Here is a 22,746-nt window from a genome sequence, read left to right as displayed (position 1 = left end):
CATGAACGATGTCGCGGCAACAGGCATCTCCGTTCTGCTGGTCGACGACCATCCGATCGTCCGACAAGGCTACCGACGCGTGCTGGAGAGCCAGGGCGATCTGCATGTCGTGGCCGAAGCCGACAACGCCGCGGATGCCTACGGCGCCTTCAAGGCGCACGACCCTGACGTCGTCGTGCTGGATATCTCGATGCCCGGCGCCAGCGGGCTGGAGGCCATCCGCAACATCCGCGCCCGCAGCCCGCGGGCGCGTATTCTCGTCTTCACCATGCACAATGAGGCCGTGCTGGTGAAGTCAGCCTTCAGCGCCGGCGCCTCCGGCTTCGTCACCAAGAGCAGCGAGCCGTCCGCGGTCGTGAACGCAATCCGCAGCATCGCCCGCGGCGAGCGCGCCATGAGCGACGACATCGCGCACATTCTCGCCGAGGACAGCCTGTCGCCGACCGGCTCGGTGCTGGACCAGCTGGGCGAGCGCGAGATCGAGATCCTGCGCCAGTTCGCCGGCGGCGCCACCACCGAAGAGATCGCGACGCATCTCAATTTGAGTGTGAAAACCGTGCAGAATTATCATTACCTCATCAAAACCAAGACCGGCGCGCGCACGGACGCGCAACTGGTGCGGCTGGCCGCAACGTGCGGGCTGACGAAGATCTAGCAGCGGGGCTGCCGCTTCCCCCACACCACCTGAGGATCTTGAATCTGCCGGGCGGGATGGAACGGAGGCTATCCAGCTCCAGTTAGGACCGGAGTGGAGGAGTAAATCGCCATGAGTAAGGCTCATCACAAGGCAGTCGACCACCCCCCGATCATTACCGTAGGCGAGCTCATCGACGAACTTTGCCGCCTGCCCGATACGGCCGTCATCCACTTCCGCTGCCCCATGCTCGATCAGGAGCTGACATTCTACCGCCTTCGAAAGCGGTCAAAGGATGTCGTCGAGATCGCGGTCAACACCTATCCGGAGAGCCCGCCGGTCGTACCGGCCGACGGCGCGTTTCACCCGCGCAGGCACCCAACCGCCTCGCCCTCCGTTCGCGAGAGCGCGCTTCTTCACAAGGCAAGAGGATAAGTCAGGCGTCGCGTTCTAGGCGGCCTTCAACCCGCGCAGCACCAGCGCGAGCGTCGCATCGACACGCGCCGGCAGGTCTGCGTCCTTCCATTCGTCGGCATGCGCCGGGTGGTGGAAGCGGACGGTTGCATCGAAGATCGCGCGCGCGGTCGCCTTGATGTCGTCCACGGCGAACACGCCCTGGCTCACGCCATCGGTCAGGATCGCCGCGATCTGGTCGATCATGGTGTCCTTGTGACATTTGACGGCGGCACAGGCCTCACGCGCCAGGGTCAGATAAGTTTCGAACATCTCGGGGTCGTCGAGCACACGCGAACGCTTGGCTGCGAACAGTGTGCGCAGCCAGCGGTCGAGCCTGTCGGGCGCCGGGCCCTGCTCTTTCGCGATCGCCAGCAGCGGCGCATCGATGCGGTCCAGCCAGCGTTTGGCAACGGCCTCGCGCAGCGAGGCCTTGCTCGGGAAATGGCGATAGACGCTGCCGTGGCTCACATCGAGCGCACGGGCAACGTCGACCACGGTGGCCTTGGCAAGTCCGTAGCGCCGCAAGACGTCCTCGGTGACTTCGAGGATCCGCTCCGGCGTCAGGATAACGGCTTCATTCATGCCAGCACCTTGTTCCCGTTCAGGGTTCATCCGGCGACAGGGCTGCTTCCGAAGCGCCCTCACCGGTCGTTTCGGAAAGCTCTCGCCTTAATGAGGCAGTTTTGCAGCCTGCGCCGCGATCTGGCGCGCCACCAGCAAATTGAGCCAATGCCCAATCGCGCCGGTGAAATTGAGGATTTCGGTCGTCATTGTCTCAAGTCTCCATTCGTCCACGGCCCCCACTGCTTAATTTCGTCCCTCGATCCGCTGGTTTTTCGGACCTCAGGCTCCCTTGGCAGGATAGCCGCGGGACGCCCAATCGGAGCGTCCGAGAACGGATATACACGTCTCGCTGACAGATTTCAATATCTGTCAGTCAATGATCCGTGATTGACAGTTAATATTTGCGGCCGGGCGTCGCCACCCCCCGCTGGCCGGTCCGGTGGATGGCTCGGCGATCCCTCGCTCCCGGGGCCCAGACCGTTTGTTTCGCCCTGCCCGCTCTGTTAAATCACGGCGTAAAAAGCATTTTGGCAGGTCGCAGCCCCCTTGCGGTCGCCCGCCCACCTCCTGGAGCCGTCAGATGATCCCCCGCTATACCCGTCCCGAAATGGCCTCGATCTGGGAGCCGCAGACCCGGTTCAAGATCTGGTTCGAGATCGAGGCGCATGCGGCGGACGCCCTCGCCGAGCTCGGGACCATTCCCAAGGAAGCCGCCAAAACGGTCTGGGCCAAGGCCAAGGACGCCACCTTCGACGTCGCCCGCATCGACGAGATCGAGCGCGAGACCAAGCACGACGTCATCGCCTTCCTCACCCACCTCGCCGAGATCGTCGGCCCCGAGGCGCGCTTCGTGCACCAGGGCATGACCTCCTCCGACGTGCTCGACACCTGCCTCAACGTCCAGCTCACCCGCGCCGCCGACCTCCTGCTCGCCGACCTCGACAAGGTGCTGGCTGCGCTGAAGAAGCGCGCCTTCGAGCACAAGATGACGCCGACCATCGGCCGCAGCCACGGCATCCATGCCGAGCCCGTCACCTTCGGCCTCAAGCTCGCCTATGCCTATGCCGAGTTCACGCGGGCCAAGGAGCGCCTGATCGCGGCACGGAAAGAGGTCGCGACCTGCGCCATCTCGGGCGCCGTCGGCACCTTTGCGCAGATCGATCCCCGCGTCGAAGAGCATGTCGCCAAGGCCATGGGCCTCGTGCCGGAGCCGATCTCGACCCAGGTGATCCCGCGCGACCGTCACGCGATGTATTTCTCGACGCTCGGCGTGATCGCCTCCTCGATCGAGCGCATCGCGGTGGAGATCCGGCACATGCAGCGCACCGAGGTGCTGGAGGCCGAAGAGTTCTTCTCCGAAGGGCAGAAGGGCTCCTCCGCGATGCCGCACAAGCGCAACCCGGTGCTATCGGAGAACCTCACCGGCCTCTCCCGCATGGTGCGCGCCTATGTGACGCCGGCGCTGGAGAACGTCGTGCTCTGGCACGAGCGCGACATCTCGCACTCCTCGGCCGAGCGTATGATGGGCCCGGACGCGACCGTCACGCTCGACTTCGCGCTGGTGCGCCTCGCCGGCCTGATCGACAAGCTCCTGGTCTACCCCGCCAACATGCAGAAGAACCTCGACCGCCTCGGCGGCCTCGTCCACTCCCAGCGCGTGCTGCTGGCGTTGACGCAGAAGGGCGCGAGCCGCGAGGACGCCTACAAGCTGGTGCAGCGCAACGCCATGCCGGTCTGGCGCGGCGATGGCGACTTCCTCCAGCTCCTGAAGAAGGACACTGAGGTGAAGAAATATCTCACCGACGCCGAGATCGAGGAGCAATTCGACCTCGGCTATCACCTCAAGCACGTCGATACGATCTTCAGGCGCGTGTTCGGGGAGAGCTGAACTTCCCGTCATTCCGGGGCACGCGAAGCGTGAACCCGGAATCTCGCGCTACAATCTCCAGATTCTCAGGTGCGCAATTGCGCACCATAGTCCGATGCTGCGCATCGTCCCGGAATGACAAGAGACCCCACAAGAAACGGACCCTCCCATGCCCATCGTCAACCGCATCGCCGCCCTCTCCGACGAAATGGCCGCCTGGCGCCATGATTTCCACGAGAACCCGGAGCTGCTCTATGAAGTCCACCGCACCGCCGGCATCGTCGCCGATCGCTTGCGCGAATTCGGCTGCGACGAGGTGGTGACGGGCATCGGCCGCACCGGCGTGGTCGGCGTGATCCGCGGCCGCAAGTCGGCCTCCGGCAAGACCATTGGCCTGCGCGCCGACATGGACGCGCTGCCGATCATGGAAACCTCGGGCGTGCCCTACGCCTCCAAGGTCCCCGGCAAGATGCACGCCTGCGGCCATGACGGCCACACCGCGATGCTGCTGGGCGCCGCCAAATATCTCGCCGAGACGCGCAATTTCGACGGCACCGCGATCATGATCTTCCAGCCCGCCGAGGAAGGTGGCGGCGGCGGCAAGGCGATGGTGGACGACGGGCTGATGACGCGCTGGAACATCCAGGAGGTCTACGGCATGCACAACATGCCGGGGCTGCCCGAAGGCCATTTCGCCACCACGCCCGGCGCGATGCTCGCCTCCTCCGACAACATCCAGATCACGGTCTACGGCAAGGGTGGCCATGCCGGCGCGGGTCCGCACAAATCGGTCGACAGCGTCCTGATCGGCTCGCAGATCGTCAACGCGCTGCAATCGATCGTCGCGCGCAATGTCGATCCGCTGAAATCAGCCGTCATCTCGATCACCCAATTTCACTCCGGCACCGCCTTCAACATCATCCCTGAAGTCGCCGAGCTCGCCGGCACCGTGCGCACGCTCGATCCTGAAGTGCGCGATCTCGTCGAGCGCCGCATCGGCGAAGTCGCCGACAGCATCGCCCGCGCCTATGGCGGTTCGGCCGAGACCAAGTACACGCGGATGTATCCGGTGACGATGAACCATGCGCGCGAGGCCGACCTTGCCGCCGACGTCGCCCGCGACATCGTTGGCGCCGAGCGCGTCAACGACAAGTTCATCCCGATGATGGGCGCCGAGGACTTTTCGTTCATGCTGGAAGCGCGTCCCGGCGCAATGGTGCTGGTCGGCATGGGCGACGGCAACGAGTGCCACCACCCGGCCTATGTCTTCAACGACAACATCCTCGGCCACGGCGCCTCGTTCTGGGTGCGCATGATCGAGACGCGGATGCCGGCGTAGCTGGGGCAGCATTTACAGCCGCGTAGCCCAAAAGAACAGGTTACGCGGCCCCCGTTCAGCCGGCCGCAGAGCGCAGGCCCGTTGGCTCGTCCGCCTTCACCAGGCGAGACGTGGCCTCGTCCGAGGCGAGAGGCAGGGTGAACTGAAAGACGGCGCCCCTGGGCTCGTTTGCGCCGGCCCACATCTGTCCGCCATGCGCCTCGATGATCGAGCGGCAGATGGCGAGACCCATCCCCATGCCTGTCGGCTTGGTGGTGTAGAAGGCCTCGAACAGGCACTCGACAGTCTTCGGATCCAGTCCCGGACCGGAATCCCGCAAGGTAACGTGCACGCCGTTCGATACATCCCGTTCGGTGCTGATCAGCAACTCGCGTTCCCCCTCGCCCACCGCGGCCATCGCCTCGATCGCGTTGACAATCAGGTTGAGTACCACTTGCTGAAGCTGAACCCGATCTGCCTGAATGGTCGGCAAGCCTTCGGCCAGTTGCGTTCGTACCGAGACGCCGTTCTTGAACGCCTCGCTGCGGGTCAGCGCGATGACCTCGAGCACCGCCTGGTTGATGTCCATATCGTCCTTTTGCGGCGGCGCTTTCCTTATCAGCGCCCGGATCCGGCCGATGATGTCGCCGGCTCGAGTGCCATCGCTGGTGATCCAGCCGAACGTCTGTCGAACCCGCTCCAGATTTGGCGGTTGGGCCTCCAGCCAATTCAACCCCGCTTCGGCGTTCGCCACGATTGCGGCGATCGGCTGGTTGACCTCATGGGCAATCGAAGCCGTGAGCTGCCCCATCGTGGTGACGCGATTTGCGTGCGCGAGCTCCATCAGGGCTTCGCGGTAGAGCCGCTCGTGCTCGCGAGCTTCGGCCTCTGCCCGCTTGAGAGGCGTCAGATCGAGGACAAAGCCGACCCCTTGATCTCCACCTGGTGCAAACATCGTCCCGCCAATCAGCACGGAGACCCGGCTTCCATCCTTCCGCACATACTCCTTCTCGAATGGCAGGGCCGTCCCGACCCGCTTCAATTCCGCCACGGTTTGTACGTCGCGGTCGCGCCATTCCGGTGGCGTGAGGTCGTATCGATGCAGGCGCCCTGAGGCGAGATCGTCCCGGTCATATCCAACGATGCGCAGGAATGCGTCATTGGCCTCGAGAATACGCCCCTCGACTTCCCAGATGATGATGCCGATGATGTTGGAGTCGAAGAGACGCCGGATCTTGATATCTCGCGCTGCAAGATCGCTCTGCAGTTGAATGTTCTCTTCGGTCGCCTGTCTCCGCCGCTTCGCTTCGAGCCGCGCGAGCGCCAACGCCGCTCCCGCCAGCGCGACGACGAGGACAACGGCGCCGGCAATCAGCCAGCTCCAGCGCTGCTCGAATTCTTCGGCATGCGTCTCCCGGTCGGCGAGCCGAAAGCGCTCGTGATCCACCATCTGATCGATTTGCGAGCGGATCTCATCCATGCTGCGGATCATCGCCAGCGCCGCCTGCCCGGACGTGCCGGCGGTCTTCACCATCTCGTCGATCTCGCGCAGTTTTGCCGAAACGGTCAACGCCAGATGTTGCGCGCGCAGACTCTGCAGCGGATCGTCCGCGACCAGCGCCTGCAGCGCCTGCGCCTCGCGCCGCACACCTTCGTCGGAGACGCCGTAGGCTTTGAGATAGGTGGGGTCGAGGGTCATTAGATACCCGCGCCGCTCGGTCTCCAGCTCGGCGGTGATCGCACGCAACCGATCGAGTGTTTCGAGCACCTGGCGGCTATGCCCAAGCAGGTTATGGGCTGCCTGCCGCTCCTGCCGATATTGCAGGCCGAGAAACCCGGTCGCGGCGAACAGCGTCAGAAGCGCCACGATCGCCACGATCAGCGGACGAGCCAGCCATCGCAAAGACGGGACCAGAGCAGGGACTGACATTGGCCTTGGGTCTTCGATGCTGGTGTGACCGCGCGTCTTCTGGTGTCGACGCCACAGCATGATAGAATAATAGCATGGTTAGGTGGGGCGGAAACCCGACATTCGCGCCCCCAAGGTTGCACCGGTTTGGCCGTCAGTCGCCGCGCGAGGGCCGCGACATCACCGGTATGGCTCGCGTTGCGAATGATTGCCCGTCGCAGGGAGAGCCAGCATGGCGTACGCACAGAGCGGTCGAATTCCGATCAGCCGTCGCAGCTTCGTTAGGGGATTGGGGGCGGCGGGTGCAGTCCTGCCGACACTGGCCGCGCTGCCGCGGTGGAGCTTCGCCGAGGATCGCGCCGCGACGTACGCCAATGCGAACATCGATTGGAAGCAGTTTGCGGGACAGACCATTACCCTTGCGGGAGCGATCCATCCCTGGTCGAATGCGATCACGCCGCTGCTGCCGGAGTTCACCAGACTCACCGGCATCAACGTCACCATCGATTTCCAACTCGAAACCACATACCTCGGCGCCTTGGCGATCAGACTCGCCCGCGGCAGCGCGACGCCTGACGTCTTCATGTTCACGACCTACGGCCAGGGCATCTCGGGAGGATGGCTCGAGCCATTGAACGGATATTATTCCAACAGATCGCTGACCGATCTCGGCTGGTATGACGAGAGCGATCTGCTCAAGACGGCTCGGGCCTTCCCGCTGTGGTCTGACGGCGAACGCTACGCCATACCGATCACCTCCGAAGCGATGACCATGTTCGTCAACGGGGACGCGCTGGCCGCCAAGAACCTGGCGATCCCGCAGACGTTCGAAGAGCTGCTTGTGACTGCCAAGGCGCTCAAGTCCAGCGAGATGTCGGGGATCGCTATGCGGGCGCAGGCCAGCGGCAATTCCTCGCCGCCGGCCATGGGCTTCGTGTTCTCCTACGGCGGCGCCATGGTCAAGGACAACAAGGCCGTTTTCGCAAGCCCCGAAGCGATTGCGGCCGTCGAGATGTACGGACGCCTGCTCAGCCAGGCCGGGCCTGGCGGCGTCGGCAGCTATGAATGGTACCACGTGCTGGACGACTTCCTGCAGGGACGGACTGCAATCGCGATCGACAGCAGCAATTTCGCGACCGACATCTCCAATCCGGCCAGGAGTCGCGTCGCGAAGCAGGCCCAGTTTGCGGTCTTCCCGCATGTCCCTGGTCGCACCCCCGTGCCCTTCATGTCGCACTGGCAGGCCTGCATCAATGCAAAATCACGAAACAAGCGGGCAGCTTTCCTGTTCCTGCTCTGGGCAACAAGCAAGCCGACATCGCTGCAGACTGCCGCAGCAGGGCTGGCCACGACACGCGTGTCGGCGTGGTCCAGCGAGGGCTTCAAGAAGGCATTCGGCTCGCAAGCCGCCGAGGCGGCGCTGACCAATTTGCAAAATGCCGATGTCGACCGCGCCAAGGCGATCCTCTTCCATCCGCAATCGAGACCGGTCATGGATGCCTTCATGATCGGCGTCAATGAAGTGGTCAACGGCGAGAAATCGGCAAAGGACGCCATGACCGGTGCGGCCGCGCAGGCCAATGCGGCGATCCGCGGGTAGCGGCGAAGCGTCACCCAATCGGAAGAGCTGACTTCGGCGGACAAGTCGCCAACTCAGCCTTGCGCGGCGCTCATTCCTGATCTTGAGGCATCGGGTTTGGAGGAATGCGGCGAGGCATGCAAGCCTCGCGACAAGCCCCGCGTTCTGCGCCCTCGCCTATACCTGCACCACCTCGTGCCGTATCACGAACGGGGCGAGCAGCATATGCACCTCGCCTGCGACGACCTCGCGCTGGTCCGCCGGCAAGCCCGCGAGCGTCACGGTGGCGATCGAGCCGTGGCTGCCGTGGGCACCGACCTTCACCTTGCAGTCGATGCCACGCTCCCTAAGCGGCGCCAGCACCTTGGTGAACACGCGCTCGGCGGCGTCCCAGCGCAGCTGCGGCTTGAACACCTTGCCGACGCCCGTCACCGGCATCGGATCGATCGGAATCACTTGCACGGGCACAGCCGCGCGCTCCGGCGTGCGCTCGCGCACCCACGTCTCCAGTTCGCCCGGCGCGACGCTGGCGCCCGGTTTCAGCTGCACGTAGCCCACGGGCAGTTCACCCGCGTAGGCGTCGGGCTGGCCGACCACTGCGGCGAAGCCCACGGCGGGATGACGGAACATGATCTCCTCGATCGGCGCCGGATCGATGTTGTGGCCGCCGCGGATCACGAGGTCCTTGGCGCGGCCGGTGATCCAGAGATAGCCGTCGGTGTCCAGCCGGCCGAGGTCGCCGGAATTGACCCAGACCTCGTCGACGAAGGCGCCCTTGTTGTGCTCGTCGTTGAGATAGCCGCCGAACACGCCGGGCCCGGCCATGATGACGACGCCGATCTCGTCCGGCTTGCAGTCGCGGATCAGGCGGCCTTCGGCGTCGAGTTGCACGATGCGCACGCGCGCGTAAGGCATGGGAAGTCCGACCGAACCGAGCCGGATCGGCCGACCCGGATAGGCGAGCGTGTGCACGCTCGACGTCTCGGTCATGCCGTAGACCTCGACCACCGGCAGTTTGAGCTTGTCCTGGATCGCCGAGCCCACGGCGACGGGGATCGCCGAGCCGCCGCCGGCGGCGTATTTGAGGCTGGAGATGTCCGCATTATCAGGAGGCACGGCAAGCGCCGCAGCCAGCACCGTCGGCACGCTCGACAGCGCCTCGGGCCTATAGCGCTCGACCAATTTCCAGATGTTCTTCACCGAATTCGCATTGCGCCAGCCGCTCGGTGACAGCACGACCAGCGAGCCGCCGGCCGACAGTGTCGTCAGTACCTGTGTCAGTGATCCCCCGACATGGAACAGCGGCATACCGAACAAGAGATTGGCGCCGGGCTTGCCCTTCAACAGCAGATTGAGCGCCCAGGCCTGATAGACTTGGTTGGCATGGGTATGCCGCACCAGCTTCGGCGTGCCGGTGGTGCCGCCAGTGTGGAAATAGGCGGCGATGTCACTGCCGAGAATCTTGCGCCCGCTGACAAGCCGGTCCGACGGCTGCTGCTTGATCAGGTCGCCAAAAGCGAAGATGCCCTTGTCTGGATCGCCGCCGCCGAACACCTGAACGATCGCCTTGAGGTGCTTGAGCTGCGGACGGATCTGCTCGACCTTCTGCCAGATGTCGGTGCCGGGCATCGGCCCGAGCGCCACCAGGATCTTGGTGTTCGCAGCTTCCAGGATCTCCGCGATCTGGTGCGGCTCCAGCAGCGGATTGACGGGATTGGCGATGCCGGCAGCTTCGGCACCGAACAGCGTCACGAAGGCATCGGGCACCAGCGGCAGCATGAAGCTGATGACATCGCCCTTCTCAGCGCCGAGCGCGTGAAACATGTTGGCGGCTTGCGTGACGCGCGCAATGAAGTCGCGGTAGGTGACCACGACCGGCGTGTCGGAGGGATCGGCATTCTGCAGGAACTGGATCGCCGCGCCGTCGGGATTGCGCGCCGCCCCGAGCTTGATGGCGTCATAGGTGCTCTCGGCGGCGACGCGGTCCGCGTAAGGGACCTGCTCGAAGGCCCGGACCTCATCGTCGGTCAAAAGGTCCGGATAGTCATTGCCGATCAGCCGATCGAGCGCATGGATGCCCGCCATGGAATTTCGTCCTCCCTCAGATTTCCCCGCCCCCTGTCTTGTGACATTTTGGTTTGGCGAGACCCGACCGATGGCCGGCCGAGCGGGAACACAATGAGGGATGATTTGGCGTTCGTCCATGGCCGAAGGCGACGGGCCGCTCGCGGCAATACGCCGTCTGGGCCTAGGAGCGATCCGGCGCCCAGCCGACCGCGTTGAAATCGGCAGGCAGAGGCATCACCTCTGGCTCCGCGGTGGCCTTGCGCATGACTGCGTCGGCACGATTTGCCGCCGTGATCTCGATCGGCACGCCCGCCTTGCTCACTGCAAGTATGCCAGTCAATTCCGGCGGCGCGGCCATCACATAGCTGTCGATCGTCGCTCCCAGTCCCTGTTGAGCATCAGGCCGCCGGCAAGATAGCTGCTGTCGGAGCGATTCTTGGCGAGAAGTCTCAGCTCTGCAGTTTGCTGTGAGCCATCTCAGTTCTCCGTGGCGTTGACGCGGTCGAGCATCTTCCTGCCCATCGCAAAAGCTCGCGCATCACCGCGCTCGATCATGGCGCGCGCGGCGACCGCGGCGCGGGACCGCAGATCGGGAAGACGATCGAGATCGATATTGTCGAGAATGCGCGGCCCATAGAGACGGAGTGCATTGTCGAGCAGCGATTGCAGCTCCTTGGTCAGCCGGTGCTCCGCGCGCATGCGCGAGGCGAGCGCCAGGACTTCATTGCGTGCAGCCGGCGGAATCAGAACTTCGACGCGCACGAGGTCGGCCGCACCACCCTGGCTGCGATATTTCCTGACGCGCTTGTTCGCTGGGATCACCGTCCACCTCGTTCCGCGGACCATTTGGATATCATACGTATCCCGGTTACGCAAATTCGTATCCCGGTTACGGAACTAAGACATTGTTACAGTTATATTTTCTCTGAGTATAATCGAACGAAATGAACCTCCTCGCGCGACAGTCGGACCAATTCGCAGCGGCTTCGCCGGACGCCATGCCGCAAGACGCGAGGACACCATGACCACGCCCCTGCGAGACCGCATCACGCCGCTGATCCGTGCGGTCGCCATGACATCGGTGATTTTGGCATCGGCGACCGCCCTGCCCCGCACCGCGCTCGCCGCGGACAGCCAGCTCGAGAAGATGCGCGCCAAGATCGCGTCCTCCATCGGCGACAAGATGGAGAAGCTGGGCGGCTCGCGCATCGTCTACAAAGTGGACGCCGATGGCTTGCGCGAGAGCGCCGTGACGGACCTCCGCGATGACGTCTACAAGACCCTGCGCGAGGGCAAGATCGCCTTCTCGGGCCTTGCGATCCGCGACGGTGGCGTCGAGGTGAAGGTTGCGGACGCCAAGGGCCGCGAAGAGCTGAAGCGGAAGCTCGCGGCGGCCGCGGAGGGGCTGCCCGCGCATGCCCTCGCCGTGACCGACGGCGGCGACGGGCTTGTCAGGCTCAAGCCGACTGACGCCGCATCCGCAGCAGCGCTGCACGACCTCGTCGAGGATTCCATCGCCATGATCGAGCAGCGCCTCAAGGATGCCGGCATCAAGCTCGCCAGCGCCCAGCCTGATGGCACCGACCGCATCCGCATCTTCGTCCCGGGGATGATGGAGCCCGAGCGCGTCACCGCGATCTTCGCCGCGAAGGTCAAGGTCAGCTTCCGCCTGATCGACATCTCGATGCCGGCGGAACAGGCGCAGTCCGGCACACCACCCGCGGGAACGGAAGTCCTGCTCGGCTTCAAGGACAAGCGCCCTTATCTCGTTGCCAAGGACAGCGCGCTCGACGGGAACGACATCAGCTATGCGGGCCCGGGGTTCGCGAGCAGCACGAACGAACCGATCGCCTCGTTCCGCTTCAACGGACGCGGCGCGCGGCGTTTCGCCCACATCACCGAAGAGAACATCGGAAAGCCCTTCGCCATCGTGCTCGACGACAGAGTGATTTCCGCACCGGTGATCCGCGAGCCCATCACCGGTGGCTCCGGCCAGATCTCAGGCAATTTCACCCTGGAGGAAGCAAGCAGCGTCGCCATGTTGCTGCGCGCCGGGTCCCTGCCGGGGCACCTTGGCCTGCTCGAACAGCAGGTGGTCCAACCCGCCGCCAAGCCCTGAGGCGAAAGTCGCCCCGCTTCGCCCGGGCGCCCAGGTCCGTCCACGACGCCCAAACCCGAACCCGGCGCCGCGAATCACGGGCGCGCCGCAGCCATACGCGCAACCAACGGGCAATTGCCGAAACGCCCGATCAGGCTAAATTTGCCTCTTGCGGCATGACGGCCGAAGGCTTCATTCAAGCGGTCGTCATTCGGCTATACGAATACCGAGCAGGACTGAAGGCCTTACGCGGGGTGAGTACCATGCCGTCCGGCAATGCAGACATTTCCTCGATCCTCGACCGCATCCTCGACGCGGCTACGGACAATCTCAGGATCGCGAAGATCCTGGTCCAGATGGGTCTCGATCCGAACAACGTCACCTACGACGCGATCTTCGACCGGCTGCTGGACATCTTTGTCCAGAACATCACGCTGGCCAATCTGTTCGCGACGGTCGGCGCCGGCTTCTTCGTCGCCACCCTCTTGATGCGGACCATGGTGCCCCTGCGCGTCGCGAACATGATCGGCTGCGTGTTCTTCGCCGCGTTCGGTGCGCTCTCGGCCAATGTCTCGACCTTCCTGCTCTATCTTCTGCTGCTTCCGATCAACGGCTTGCGCCTGCGGCAGATGCTCAAGCTGGTCAAGAAAGCGCGCCATGCCGCCGAAGGCGACATGTCGATCGAATGGCTCAAGCCGTTCATGACCGAGCGCAAATATCGCCGCGGCGACACGCTGTTCAAGCTGGGCGACCCGGCCAAGGAGATGCTCCTCACCGTCACCGGCAAATTCCTGGTCAAGGAGATCAACGTCGAGATCCTGCCGGGCGCGCTGATGGGCGAGCTCGGCTTCCTGACGCCGGACAACCGCCGCACCGGAACGATCGAATGCATCGAGGACGGACAGGTGCTGACGATCACCTATGACCGGCTGCTCGAGATCTACTTCCAGGATCCGCAGTTCGGCTATTATTTCCTGGTGCTGACCAGCCAGCGCCTGCTGCAAAACATCGATCGCCTGCAGAAGCAGCTGGCGACGGCGCGGGCGACCACCACCAACAGGATCGCATGACCGGCGGTCAGCTCAAGAGCAGCGCCATGCCCGGATCGCCCTTCTCCATCGCACGCCGATAGGCCGCCCGTGCACTGACGCGGCCGAGATATTTGACCACGTTCGGGCAGCGCGAGAGGTCATAAGGCTGGAAGTAACGCATCGTGGTGAGCGAGAAGCCCGTCATGATGTCGGCGGTGGTGAAGGTCTTGCCCGCCAGATATTCGGCATCGCGAACGCGCGCATCGATCAGATCGAAGGCGCGGTCGACACGCCCTTTGGTCGCGGCCAGCATCGGATTGTCCTCGGCGAGCTTGAGGCGGTTCAGGATCATCAGCCGGCCCATGCCGGCTTGCAGCGTGCCGTTGGCGAAGTGAAACCAGTACAGGAACTGCGCGAAATCAGGATCGTCAGGACCAAGCACGAGACGGCCGCTGCCGTACTTCGCCATGATGTAGTCGACGATGGCACCGGATTCGGCGAGCACGAGATCGCCATCGGTGATGACGGGCGCCGCCCCGATCGGGTGCAGCGCCTTGTAGTCGGGCGGCGCCAGCATGGTGACGGGATCGCGGGCGTAGCGCTTCAGCGCGTAAGGGATTTCGAGCTCTTCGCACAGCCAGACGATGCGCTCGGACTGCGACTTGCCGAGATGATGGACGGTGAGCATGAGGCCTCCTGCGAGCACTGTGACGCCGCGTCATACTTCGTGATGGCGGACTTCCCGGAATTTTGCGGACATGCCCCCCCGCATTCAACCCTTCCAGATACCGGCCCCAGGCAACCCCGCCGCAAAATCGCCCTAAAAACCGAATGGTAACCATGGCGGGCTAGGGTAGTGATGTGACCAATTCCCCGACGATCCTGGTATTCGATTCCGGCCTTGGCGGGCTCACGGTGCTCCGTGAGGTCGTGGCCGCGCGCCCGGATGCGCATTACGTCTACGTCGCCGACGACGCCTTCTTCCCCTACGGCCATCACAGCGAGGACGAGATCATCGCCCGCGTCGTGCCGCTGATGGGTGAACTGATCGGCAGCCACGATCCCGACCTCGCCGTCATCGCCTGCAACACGGCCTCAACCCTGGTCCTATCTCACCTGCGCGCCGCTTATTCCCTGCCCTTCGTCGGCACGGTGCCGGCGATCAAGCCGGCCTGCGCCCAGTCGAAGACCCGCCGCGTCTCGGTGCTCGGCACCAAGGGCACGGTGAAGCGCGAATACACCAAGGCGCTGATCCGCGATTTCGCGCAAGGATGCGAGGTGACGCTGGTCGGCTCGCCCGAGCTGGCCGCGCTGGCTGAAGCCGAGCTTAGCGGCCATCCGATCAGCGATGACGCCATCCGCGCCGAGCTCGCCCCCTGCTTCGTCGGCGAGGAAGCGGGCGCGCGCACCGACACCGTGGTGCTCGCCTGCACACATTATCCGTTGCTGCTCGACCGCTTGAAGAAGCTCGCGCCCTGGCCGGTCGACTGGATCGACCCGGCGCCGGCGATCGCCCGCCGCGTCTCGGACCTGCTGGGCGCGCCGACCTGCGCCATCGCGCAGTCCGGCGCCGAGATGATTTTCACGTCGAACCGCGTGCATGGCCTCGGCGCCACGCTGACGCCGTTCTTCGGCGGCCGCGCGCTGGCCTGACTTTCCGCATTGACGACGCGCTGCTAGGCTCCGCCGTCGTCATCTCTCCGCAGGTCATCACATGTCGGTCCCCGCAAAGCCGCTCAATCGCCTCCGCCAATTGTGGAGCGAGGGCCGCCCCGCCTTCGGCGCGATCGCGACCATCCCGAGCGTGCAGCTGGTGCAGATCATGGCGCGCTCGCTCGACTGGATCATCGTCGATCTCGAGCACGGACCGATCGGCCTCACCGAAGCGCATGCGATGATCGCCGCGACGACGGGCACGCCGTGCACGCCCCTGGTGCGGATCGCGGCGAACGAGCCGTGGCTTGCGAAAGCGCCGATGGACATCGGCGCCTTCGGCATCAACTTCCCGATGATCACCAATCGCGACGAGGCCGAGAAGGCGGTGCGCAGCGTGCGCTACCCGCCGCGCGGCGATCGGCTCTGGGGTCCCTTCCACGCCCCGTTCCGCTGGGGCCAGTCGATGCCGGATTACATGGCATCTGCAGACGACGAGATGATCTGCATGGTCACCATCGAGCATGTCGAGGCCGTCAACCGCATCGACGAGATCATGGCAACGCCCGGCATCGACGTCGCCGTCATCGGCCCCGGCGATCTCGCCACCTCCATCAACAAGCGCGGCCAGATGGACGATCCGGAGCTGTTGGAGTTGGTCACCCGCGCCGAAGCCGGCATCCTCAAGAGCGGCGTGCCGATCGGCGGTGTGGCGCGCACTGCCGACCAGGCCAACGCCCTGATCGACCGCGGCTACCGCGCGATCGCGCTCGGCTTCGACTGGTCGCTGTTCCAGCGCGGCATCATGGCGGCGTTCGACGGGATCAGGCGCTAAACAGACCGATTACCACCTTGCCGGGACCCTGCGGCAGGACAAACCATTGAAAATCATTAATTTATTTGTCTACGTGAGGACCGGGTTGCTGGCGATGCCCTGATGCGGCGAACCGACCGACCCCAAGCGGGTTGGTTCGTGCTAGAGCAGGCGGCGAGCGGGAACCCCGCTCGCTGCCCATATTTTCATCCGCGGGAACGGAAAGAGCGATGCGCGGGACGCCAAAGACCATTTCGCTGCCGCGTCGCCTGATTTGCGACCTCATGCGCGCGTCGATGGACGTGCCGTTCGTTTCATTGTCCCGTTCGCTCCATATTGGCCCCCTGCTGGAGGCCCGCGCCGACGCGCTGGCGCCCGCGGGCTGGGCGGCGATGGTCGTCAAGGCTTTCGCCCTCGTGGCCAGGGACGAGCCGGTCCTGCGCACCGTCTATGCCAAATGGCCCCGGCCGACCCTCTACGAGCTGCCGAAGAGCGTGGCGACGGTGGCCATTGCCAGGGTCGAGGACGGCGAGGAATGCGTGCTGCCGCAGCGTATAGCGGCCCCGGAGGCTCTGCCGCTGGCCCAGGTCGACGCCGAGATCCGGCGCGCCAAGACGGCCCCGATCGCGGACGTCCCGATGTTCCGCAAGATCATGCGGGCGACCCGCCTGCCGCTGCCGCTGCGGCGGCTGTCCTGGGCGATCGGGCTGAACTTCGGCCGGCAGCGCGGCAACTGGTTCGGCAGCTTTGCGGTGAGCTCGGTGGCCGCCTATGGCGGCGGCGAGCTCCATCCGGTCACGCCGGGCCCCTTCATCGTCAGTTATGGGGTGGTCGAGCCCGACCAGACCATCCATGTCGTGATCCGCTGGGATCACCGGGTCACCGACGCAGCCCCCATCGCGCGGGTCCTGACCCGGCTGGAACAGGTCCTGAACACTGAAATCGCTGCCGAATTACAGGCCGCCGGCCCAAAGGCGATCCGGGCGGTCGGGACCTGATTCCGAGGCCATTCGCATTGACAGCGAACCCCAAACTCCCCTAAAAGCCGCCTGCTCGCGGGCCGATTTCGGCCCGCGAAGCGTTTCGCGACCCGTGGTCCTGTCCCTTGAAGCTTTGGGGATCGGATCTGTCGGTGCCGGGCCTAGCCCGTCACACAGGAGGGCGCGTTTCCTCAAACCATGCAACCGAAGAGGACGCGATGACTAAGCGCAGTGAGGCGAAGTACAAGATCGATCGCCGTATGGGCCAGAACATCTGGGGCCGCCCGAAGAGCCCCGTGAACCGCAGGGAATACGGCCCCGGCCAGCACGGCCAGCGCCGCAAGGGCAAGCTCTCCGACTTCGGCGTGCAGCTGCGCGCCAAGCAGAAGCTGAAGGGCTACTACGCCAACATCTCCGAGCGTCAGTTCCACGGCATCTATGTCGAGGCGAGCCGCCTCAAGGGTGACACCGGCGAGAACCTGATCGGCCTCCTCGAGCGCCGTCTCGACGCGGTCGTGTACCGCGCCAAGTTCGTCTCGACGATCTTCGCCGCGCGCCAGTTCATCAACCACGGCCACATCAAGGTGAACGGCCGCAAGGTCAACATCTCGAGCTACCAGCTCAAGGTGGGCGACGTGATCGAGGTCAAGGAAGCCTCCAAGCAGCTTGCCCACGTGCTCGAAGCCAGCCAGCTCCCCGAGCGCGACACCCCCGACTATCTCGAAGTCGACCACGGCAAGATGACCGCGAAGTACACGCGCATCCCCGGCCTCTCCGACGTGCCGTTCCCGGTGCAGATGGAGCCGCATCTGGTCGTCGAATTCTATTCGCGCTAAGATCTGAATATCGAAAGGCCCCGGTTCGCCGGGGCCTTTTTGCTTAAGAGCCACACTTCAGTGGCCGCAATGCTTTAGGAGCCGTCTCATGCTCTACACCCCTCCCCCGATCGATCCCAAGGCGCCGCCGGTGCGCATCAATCTGCTGTCGGACACGCAGACCAGGCCGACGGCGGGGATGCGCGAGGCGATGGCTCGGGCTGAGGTCGGGGACGAGCAGGTCGGCGACGATCCGACCGTGAACGCGCTGTGCGAGCGCGTTGCGGATCTGCTCGGCAAGGAAGCTGCGGTCTACATGCCTTCGGGCACGATGTGCAACGTCACCGCGACGCTGGTGCATTGCCGACCCGGCGACGAGATCCTGGCCCATGAGACCGCGCACATCATCGCCCGCGAAGGCGGCGCGCATGCTGCGATCGGCGGCTTCCAGGTCACCCAGCTCAAGGGTCCCGACGGCCAGTTCACGCCGGAGACGTTCCGGAAAGCGCTGCATCCGCGCACGCGCTACCAGCCGCCGCAGACCGTCGTCAGCGTCGAGCAGACCGCCAATATCGGCGGCGGCACGATCTGGAAGAAGGCGGCGCTAGACGAGATCGTCGCGATCGCCAGGCAGCACGGTCTCGTCACCCACATGGACGGCGCGCGCCTGCTCAACGCCACCGTCGCCAGCGGCATCTCCCCGCGCGACATGACCGCGGGCTGGGACTCGGCCTGGATCGACTTCTCCAAGGGCCTCGGCGCGCCGATCGGCGGCGTGCTCGCAGGCTCCCGCGCCTTCATCGACGCGGTCTGGCAGTGGAAGCAGCGGCTCGGCGGCTCGATGCGGCAGGCCGGCATCTGCGCCGCCGCCTGCATCTACGCGCTCGACCATCACGTCGAGCGCCTTGCCGACGACCATGCCAATGCGCGCGCGCTCGCCCGCGGCCTGTCGCAGATCGCAGGCATCGAGGTGCAGGAGCCCGAGACCAACCTGGTGTTCTTCAAGCCCGACGGCACCGGCATTCCCGGCGACAAGATGGTGGCAGCGCTGCGCCAGCGCGGCGTGACGCTGGCGATGATGGACGGCCGCATCCGCGCCTGCATCCATCTCGACGTCAATGCGGCCCAAGTCGAGGAGACGATCGGCTACGTGCGCGAGATCGTGCGCGGGGCGTAAAGTCCCGTAGCCCGGGTGAGCGCAGCGATACCTGGGACCTCTCTCGCAAAGAACCCGGATGTCGCTTCGCTCATCCGGGCTACGAAAGCAGCGCCGCCCGCGCTTCACCGCCCCATCGCCTGATAGATCAGCGTCTTCAGCGCCAATTGAATCCGGCCGCGCTGCGAGGGGGTCTGCGCCATGAAGATGCCGAACAAATCGTCCTCGGGATCGATGAAGAAGAAGGTGCCGCCGACGCCGTCCCAGCGGTATTCGCCGAGCGGCCATGATGTGCCCGGCGGCACCGAGGTGCGCACCGCGAAGCCGAGGCCGAAGCCGGAGCTGCCGCCCGGATGATAGTTCTGATCGCGCGTGATTCTGGTCTCCGGGCCGCAATGATCCGACGCCATCAGCGCGATGGTCTCCGGCTTGAGATAGCGGCGGCCCTCATAGGTGCCGCCATTCAGCAGCATCTGCGCGAAGCGGGCGTAGTCGCCGATCGTGCCCACCATGCCGGCGCCACCTGACTCCCATTTCGCTGGCCGCCTGATGTCGCGGACCGGCGTCGTTGGATTGATGTTGCGATCCTCCGGCATCGGCTCGGCAATGCGCGGAAATTTGGCGGGATCGGCGACGTAGAACGCCGTCTCGCTCATGCCGAGCGGATCGAGCAGCCGCTCCTTCTCGAACTGGAGCAGCGTCTTGCCCGAGATCACTTCCACGATGCGGCCGAGCACGTCGGTGGAGAAGCCGTAGTCCCACAGCGTGCCCGGCTGCTCGGCAAGCGGCAGCGTGGTGAGCTTCGCGACGAAATCGGCGTTGGAAAGATCGCTGTTGAAGAGGTTGGCCGCAGCATAGAGCTCGCGCACCGGCCCGCCGCCGGAAAAGCCGTAAGGCAGCCCGGAGGTGTGGCGCAGGAGGTCTTCGATCGTGACTGGACGCGCCTGCGGCGCCAGCGCCAGCGCAATCATGCCGTCCCCGGCCTTCGTCTCGACGCCGACCTTCATACCGGCAAAAGCCGGAATGAATTTCGCGACGGGATCGTCGAGCGCGAGCTTGCCCTCCTCGACCAGCATCATCGCCATGACTGAAGTGACGGGCTTGGACATCGAATAGAGGCGGAAGATGGTGTCCGGGCTCATCGGGATGCCGGTCGCGACGTCGCGAACGCCGAAATTCTCGTAATAGACCGGCCTGCCGTGCTGCTGGAGCAGCAGGACGGCCCCGGGGATCTTGCCGGTCGCGACCTCGTTCCTGATGTAGTCGGAGACCTTCGCCAGTCCCTCCGGCGAAAAATTGCGGGCGGGGCGTTCCTCGGCGCCTGCCTTGGCACCGATGGCGGCAAACAGAAGAACGAGCGCCGCGATCAGCGCGCGGCGCCCGCCCATGTCAGTTCTCCATGGCTTCATAGACCATCAGCTTCAGCGTCCGCTGCACGCGCTGGCGCTCGCTCGGGGTCTGCTCCAGCAGCACGAAGAACATGTCCTGCTTGGGATCGATCACGAAATAGCAGCCGGACGCACCGTCCCACTTCAGTTCGCCGAGATCACCGGGCGGCGGTGGTTTTGCGTTGCCGGGATCGGTGCGGACAGCCAGCCCGAGGCCGAAACCGAAGCCGTCGCCGGGAAAGTAGAAGTAATCGCGGTCGACGCCGGAGCTCGGGCCGATCTGATCGGTCACCATCAGCTTGAACGTCTCGGGCTTGAGGATGGTCTTGCCGTCGAGACTGCCGCCATTGAGCAGCATCTGCGCAAAGCGCTTGTAGTCCGCCATGGTCGTGACCATGCCGCCGCTGGCGAACATGATCTTCTTCGCGACTGTCGGATCGTTGATGCGGCCGACGCGGAAATCGGCGTCATTCGGCACCGGCTGCGCCAGCAGCTTCTGCTTCTCGGGGTCGGTGACGAAGAAGCCGGTGTCGACCATGCCGAGCGGAGTGAGCAGCTTCTCCTGCATGATGTCGATCAGCGGCTTGCCCGCCGCAATCTCCATCACGCGCGCCAGGATATCGGTGGAATGGCCGTACTGCCAGAGCGCGCCCGGCTGGTTGTGCAGCGGCAGCTTTGCGATGCGCTCGGCGAACTCGGCGAGGTCGTAATCGCCGGCATAGATATTGGCCTCGCGATAGGCCTTGCGCACCAGGCTGTCGCCATAGAAGCCATAGGTGACGCCCGAGGTGTGCGTCATCAAATCGTGCACTGTCATCGGCCGCGTGGGCGGCACAAGCTCAAGCGACTTGGTACCGTCCTCGGCCTTCTTCTCGACGCCGACCTTCACATTGGCGAACGACGGAATGTATTTCGAGACGGGATCATCGAGCTTGATCTTGCCGTCCTCCATCAACTGCACCGCGACGACGGACGTGATCGCCTTGGTCATCGAGAACAGGCGGAAGATCGTCTTGTCCGTGATCGGCGCTTTGCTGACCACGTCCTGCACGCCGAAGGCTTCGTGGTAGACGGGCTTGCCGTGCTGCTGGATCAGCACGGTTGCGCCGGCGATCTTGCCGGTCGCGACCTCGTTCTTGAAGAACTCACCGACCTTGGCGAGCTTGTCCTGGTTGAAATGCGCGCCCGCCGGAATCTCGTAGGTGCCCTCCGCGCGCGCCAGCGACATCGCGCCGAGCGATAGCAATGCGCCGTAAACAAATGAGCGAAATCCAAAATGAAAATTCATATCCCCTCCCCGGAACATGGTCCGGAGGAGTGTACTGACCGCGTCATCAGGCACAAGGGCTGCTGTACCGTGCCAAGACGTCCGAATGGAGTGCGGCGCTTGTCTCCGAGAAACAACAAAATATGACGTGGGCAACCAGCGGCGCAGCCGGCAGGGCTTCGATGGTCGCATGGACCGCGATCTTGGCCGCGTGGTCGGCCGGGAAACGATATACGCCGGTCGAGATCGCGGAGAACGCCAGCGAAGTCAGCCCATTGGCCTGGGAGAGCTCCAGCGCGCGGCGGTAACAGGAGCGAAGCGCCGCCGCCTCACCGCGGGTGCCGCCGTACCAGACGGGACCAACCGCGTGGATCACATGGCGGGCGGGCAGACGGTAGCCCTTCGTGATCCTGGCATCGCCGGTCGGGCATCCCCCGAGCGTCTGGCACTCGGCGACAAGCTCGGGCCCGGCCGCGCGATGGATCGCGCCATCCACGCCGCCCCCGCCAAGGAGCGACGTGTTTGCCGCGTTGACGATGGCGTCAACGCTCAGTGTGGTGATATCGGCGACGACGACCTCGAGCTCCGCGCCGCCAATCCGGCGCGACAGCACGGTCATGCCTTTAGGCCGCGACGACGACGCCCTTCTCGGAGAAGAGCTGCTGCAATTCGCCGGCCTGGAACATCTCGCGGACGATGTCGCAGCCGCCGATGAACTCGCCCTTCACATAGAGCTGCGGGATGGTCGGCCAGTTCGAGTATTCCTTGATGCCATTGCGCAGCTCGGCGGATTCGAGGACGTTGAGGCCCTTATAGCCGACACCGATATGGTCGAGGATCTGGACGACCTGGCCGGAGAAACCGCACTGCGGAAATTGCGGCGTCCCCTTCATGAACAGAACCACGTCGTTCGACTTCACTTCGTTGTCGATGAATTCCGCGATGCTCATATCCGTGTCCTTCTGGGGCAGAGCCCTCACCAATTGCTTCGGGCCGGCTCAGCCGATTTAACCCGATACCTGCCCATATATGTAGCCCAAACCGTTGTGCATCCAAAGTAAAATGGCGGCGAACGGTCCCGATCCCGACCCTGGGCGGCCGGCCCCGGCAGCGCCGGCCCATTGCATGATGCCACGAATATCATCGCCGG

Annotated in this window: 21 protein-coding genes and 2 pseudogenes; 12 read left to right on the top strand and 11 right to left on the bottom strand. The window is 64.6% G+C overall.

Annotated features, from left to right (window positions below):
* Window position 1: 1 nt before the first annotated feature.
* Together GGD63_RS07325 and GGD63_RS07320 are read left to right on the top strand one after the other, a co-directional pair.
* On the top strand, window positions 2-655 hold the full coding sequence (locus GGD63_RS07325) for a response regulator transcription factor (RefSeq protein WP_183240378.1): 654 nt from the start codon (window positions 2-4) through the stop codon (window positions 653-655).
* Window positions 656-766: 111 nt separating this feature from the next.
* Window positions 767-1,069, top strand: a complete 303-nt coding sequence (locus GGD63_RS07320) for a hypothetical protein (protein ID WP_183240377.1) — start codon at window positions 767-769, stop codon at window positions 1,067-1,069.
* 15 nt (window positions 1,070-1,084) lie between these two features.
* Here GGD63_RS07320 and GGD63_RS07315 read toward each other — a convergent pair whose 3' ends face one another.
* Entirely contained in the window at window positions 1,085-1,672 is a 588-nt protein-coding gene (locus tag GGD63_RS07315; RefSeq protein ID WP_183240375.1) for a TetR family transcriptional regulator, read from the bottom strand.
* 562 nt (window positions 1,673-2,234) lie between these two features.
* Between GGD63_RS07315 and purB the strand changes: the two genes are divergently transcribed.
* Both purB and GGD63_RS07305 read left to right on the top strand, forming a co-directional pair.
* Complete coding sequence (gene purB / locus GGD63_RS07310) at window positions 2,235-3,542, top strand: adenylosuccinate lyase (protein WP_183240373.1); 1,308 nt, start codon at window positions 2,235-2,237, stop codon at window positions 3,540-3,542.
* 148 nt (window positions 3,543-3,690) lie between these two features.
* Window positions 3,691-4,860: a M20 aminoacylase family protein gene (locus GGD63_RS07305; protein ID WP_183240372.1), complete on the top strand. Its 1,170-nt coding sequence runs from the start codon at window positions 3,691-3,693 to the stop codon at window positions 4,858-4,860.
* A gap of 55 nt (window positions 4,861-4,915) precedes the next feature.
* Here the strand turns inward: GGD63_RS07305 and GGD63_RS07300 are convergent.
* Window positions 4,916-6,211, bottom strand: a pseudogene (locus GGD63_RS07300) (sensor histidine kinase); the annotation flags it as partial.
* 48 nt (window positions 6,212-6,259) lie between these two features.
* Window positions 6,260-6,769 (bottom strand): annotated as a pseudogene (locus GGD63_RS40075) (CHASE3 domain-containing protein); the annotation flags it as partial.
* 211 nt (window positions 6,770-6,980) lie between these two features.
* Here GGD63_RS40075 and GGD63_RS07295 point away from each other — a divergent pair.
* Window positions 6,981-8,348, top strand: coding sequence for an ABC transporter substrate-binding protein (locus GGD63_RS07295; protein ID WP_183240368.1), 1,368 nt, complete (start codon window positions 6,981-6,983; stop codon window positions 8,346-8,348).
* 156 nt (window positions 8,349-8,504) lie between these two features.
* Here GGD63_RS07295 and GGD63_RS07290 read toward each other — a convergent pair whose 3' ends face one another.
* From GGD63_RS07290 to GGD63_RS07280, 3 genes are all read right to left on the bottom strand, one after another.
* Entirely contained in the window at window positions 8,505-10,412 is a 1,908-nt protein-coding gene (locus GGD63_RS07290; RefSeq protein ID WP_183240367.1) for an acyl-CoA synthetase, read from the bottom strand.
* Between the two features lie 163 nt (window positions 10,413-10,575).
* Entirely contained in the window at window positions 10,576-10,752 is a 177-nt protein-coding gene (locus GGD63_RS07285; protein WP_183240365.1) for a hypothetical protein, read from the bottom strand.
* 119 nt (window positions 10,753-10,871) lie between these two features.
* Entirely contained in the window at window positions 10,872-11,216 is a 345-nt protein-coding gene (locus tag GGD63_RS07280; RefSeq protein WP_246785379.1) for a hypothetical protein, read from the bottom strand.
* Window positions 11,217-11,415: 199 nt separating this feature from the next.
* Here GGD63_RS07280 and GGD63_RS07275 point away from each other — a divergent pair, with 199 nt between their 5' ends.
* Complete coding sequence (locus GGD63_RS07275; protein WP_183240363.1) at window positions 11,416-12,513, top strand: SecDF P1 head subdomain-containing protein; 1,098 nt, start codon at window positions 11,416-11,418, stop codon at window positions 12,511-12,513.
* A 242-nt stretch (window positions 12,514-12,755) separates the two neighbouring features.
* Window positions 12,756-13,562, top strand: a complete 807-nt coding sequence (locus GGD63_RS07270) for a Crp/Fnr family transcriptional regulator (RefSeq protein ID WP_183240361.1) — start codon at window positions 12,756-12,758, stop codon at window positions 13,560-13,562.
* A gap of 7 nt (window positions 13,563-13,569) precedes the next feature.
* On the opposite strand, the gene GGD63_RS07265 is transcribed toward GGD63_RS07270, so the two are convergent.
* Window positions 13,570-14,211, bottom strand: coding sequence for a glutathione S-transferase family protein (locus GGD63_RS07265; RefSeq protein WP_183240360.1), 642 nt, complete (start codon window positions 14,209-14,211; stop codon window positions 13,570-13,572).
* 173 nt (window positions 14,212-14,384) lie between these two features.
* Here GGD63_RS07265 and murI point away from each other — a divergent pair, with 173 nt between their 5' ends.
* The 5 genes from murI to GGD63_RS07240 all read left to right on the top strand — a co-directional run bounded on the left by murI (window position 14,385) and on the right by GGD63_RS07240 (window position 18,962).
* Window positions 14,385-15,176 carry a glutamate racemase gene (gene murI / locus GGD63_RS07260; protein WP_183240358.1) on the top strand — a complete coding sequence of 264 codons (792 nt, stop codon included), beginning with the start codon at window positions 14,385-14,387 and terminating at the stop codon, window positions 15,174-15,176.
* Window positions 15,177-15,237: 61 nt separating this feature from the next.
* Entirely contained in the window at window positions 15,238-16,011 is a 774-nt protein-coding gene (locus tag GGD63_RS07255) for an HpcH/HpaI aldolase/citrate lyase family protein (RefSeq protein ID WP_183240356.1), read from the top strand.
* 209 nt (window positions 16,012-16,220) lie between these two features.
* Complete coding sequence (locus GGD63_RS07250; RefSeq protein WP_183240355.1) at window positions 16,221-16,988, top strand: acyltransferase; 768 nt, start codon at window positions 16,221-16,223, stop codon at window positions 16,986-16,988.
* 200 nt (window positions 16,989-17,188) lie between these two features.
* Window positions 17,189-17,806 (top strand): 30S ribosomal protein S4, encoded by a 618-nt coding sequence (gene rpsD / locus GGD63_RS07245; RefSeq protein WP_080140385.1) that lies wholly within the window; start codon window positions 17,189-17,191, stop codon window positions 17,804-17,806.
* An 88-nt stretch (window positions 17,807-17,894) separates the two neighbouring features.
* Window positions 17,895-18,962, top strand: coding sequence for a low specificity L-threonine aldolase (locus GGD63_RS07240; RefSeq protein ID WP_183240353.1), 1,068 nt, complete (start codon window positions 17,895-17,897; stop codon window positions 18,960-18,962).
* 104 nt (window positions 18,963-19,066) lie between these two features.
* On the opposite strand, the gene GGD63_RS07235 is transcribed toward GGD63_RS07240, so the two are convergent.
* Genes GGD63_RS07235 through grxD form a run of 4 tightly spaced genes read right to left on the bottom strand, consistent with a single transcriptional unit; the run spans window position 19,067 to window position 22,546 of the window.
* Window positions 19,067-20,329: a serine hydrolase gene (locus tag GGD63_RS07235; protein WP_183240351.1), complete on the bottom strand. Its 1,263-nt coding sequence runs from the start codon at window positions 20,327-20,329 to the stop codon at window positions 19,067-19,069.
* Window position 20,330: 1 nt separating this feature from the next.
* The gene (locus GGD63_RS07230) at window positions 20,331-21,617 is read right to left on the bottom strand and encodes a serine hydrolase (protein WP_183240350.1); all 1,287 of its coding nucleotides are present in this window, start codon (window positions 21,615-21,617) and stop codon (window positions 20,331-20,333) included.
* Between the two features lie 46 nt (window positions 21,618-21,663).
* On the bottom strand, window positions 21,664-22,215 hold the full coding sequence (locus tag GGD63_RS07225; protein ID WP_183240348.1) for an O-acetyl-ADP-ribose deacetylase: 552 nt from the start codon (window positions 22,213-22,215) through the stop codon (window positions 21,664-21,666).
* A 4-nt stretch (window positions 22,216-22,219) separates the two neighbouring features.
* Entirely contained in the window at window positions 22,220-22,546 is a 327-nt protein-coding gene (grxD, locus tag GGD63_RS07220) for a Grx4 family monothiol glutaredoxin (protein WP_018647423.1), read from the bottom strand.
* Window positions 22,547-22,746: the final 200 nt, after the last annotated feature.

Origin of the sequence: Bradyrhizobium sp. cir1 (assembly GCF_014198245.1) — a bacterium.
In the GTDB taxonomy this organism is placed as follows: domain Bacteria; phylum Pseudomonadota; class Alphaproteobacteria; order Rhizobiales; family Xanthobacteraceae; genus Bradyrhizobium.
This window is presented reverse-complemented; position numbering and strand designations above follow the sequence as displayed.

Bases quoted from the DNA above. Each gene is read 5' to 3' on its own strand.
- GGD63_RS07325 (WP_183240378.1), top strand. From the start codon at position 2: ATGAACGATGTCGCGGCAACAGGCATCTCCGTTCTGCTGGTCGACGAC.
- GGD63_RS07320 (WP_183240377.1), top strand. From the start codon at position 767: ATGAGTAAGGCTCATCACAAGGCAGTCGACCACCCCCCGATCATTACC.
- GGD63_RS07315 (WP_183240375.1), bottom strand. From the start codon at position 1,672: ATGAATGAAGCCGTTATCCTGACGCCGGAGCGGATCCTCGAAGTCACC.
- purB (WP_183240373.1), top strand. From the start codon at position 2,235: ATGATCCCCCGCTATACCCGTCCCGAAATGGCCTCGATCTGGGAGCCG.
- GGD63_RS07305 (WP_183240372.1), top strand. From the start codon at position 3,691: ATGCCCATCGTCAACCGCATCGCCGCCCTCTCCGACGAAATGGCCGCC.
- GGD63_RS07295 (WP_183240368.1), top strand. From the start codon at position 6,981: ATGGCGTACGCACAGAGCGGTCGAATTCCGATCAGCCGTCGCAGCTTC.
- GGD63_RS07290 (WP_183240367.1), bottom strand. From the start codon at position 10,412: ATGGCGGGCATCCATGCGCTCGATCGGCTGATCGGCAATGACTATCCG.
- GGD63_RS07285 (WP_183240365.1), bottom strand. From the start codon at position 10,752: ATGGCCGCGCCGCCGGAATTGACTGGCATACTTGCAGTGAGCAAGGCG.
- GGD63_RS07275 (WP_183240363.1), top strand. From the start codon at position 11,416: ATGACCACGCCCCTGCGAGACCGCATCACGCCGCTGATCCGTGCGGTC.
- GGD63_RS07270 (WP_183240361.1), top strand. From the start codon at position 12,756: ATGCCGTCCGGCAATGCAGACATTTCCTCGATCCTCGACCGCATCCTC.
- GGD63_RS07265 (WP_183240360.1), bottom strand. From the start codon at position 14,211: ATGCTCACCGTCCATCATCTCGGCAAGTCGCAGTCCGAGCGCATCGTC.
- GGD63_RS07255 (WP_183240356.1), top strand. From the start codon at position 15,238: ATGTCGGTCCCCGCAAAGCCGCTCAATCGCCTCCGCCAATTGTGGAGC.
- GGD63_RS07250 (WP_183240355.1), top strand. From the start codon at position 16,221: ATGCGCGGGACGCCAAAGACCATTTCGCTGCCGCGTCGCCTGATTTGC.
- rpsD (WP_080140385.1), top strand. From the start codon at position 17,189: ATGACTAAGCGCAGTGAGGCGAAGTACAAGATCGATCGCCGTATGGGC.
- GGD63_RS07240 (WP_183240353.1), top strand. From the start codon at position 17,895: ATGCTCTACACCCCTCCCCCGATCGATCCCAAGGCGCCGCCGGTGCGC.
- GGD63_RS07235 (WP_183240351.1), bottom strand. From the start codon at position 20,329: ATGGGCGGGCGCCGCGCGCTGATCGCGGCGCTCGTTCTTCTGTTTGCC.
- GGD63_RS07230 (WP_183240350.1), bottom strand. From the start codon at position 21,617: ATGAATTTTCATTTTGGATTTCGCTCATTTGTTTACGGCGCATTGCTA.
- GGD63_RS07225 (WP_183240348.1), bottom strand. From the start codon at position 22,215: ATGACCGTGCTGTCGCGCCGGATTGGCGGCGCGGAGCTCGAGGTCGTC.
- grxD (WP_018647423.1), bottom strand. From the start codon at position 22,546: ATGAGCATCGCGGAATTCATCGACAACGAAGTGAAGTCGAACGACGTG.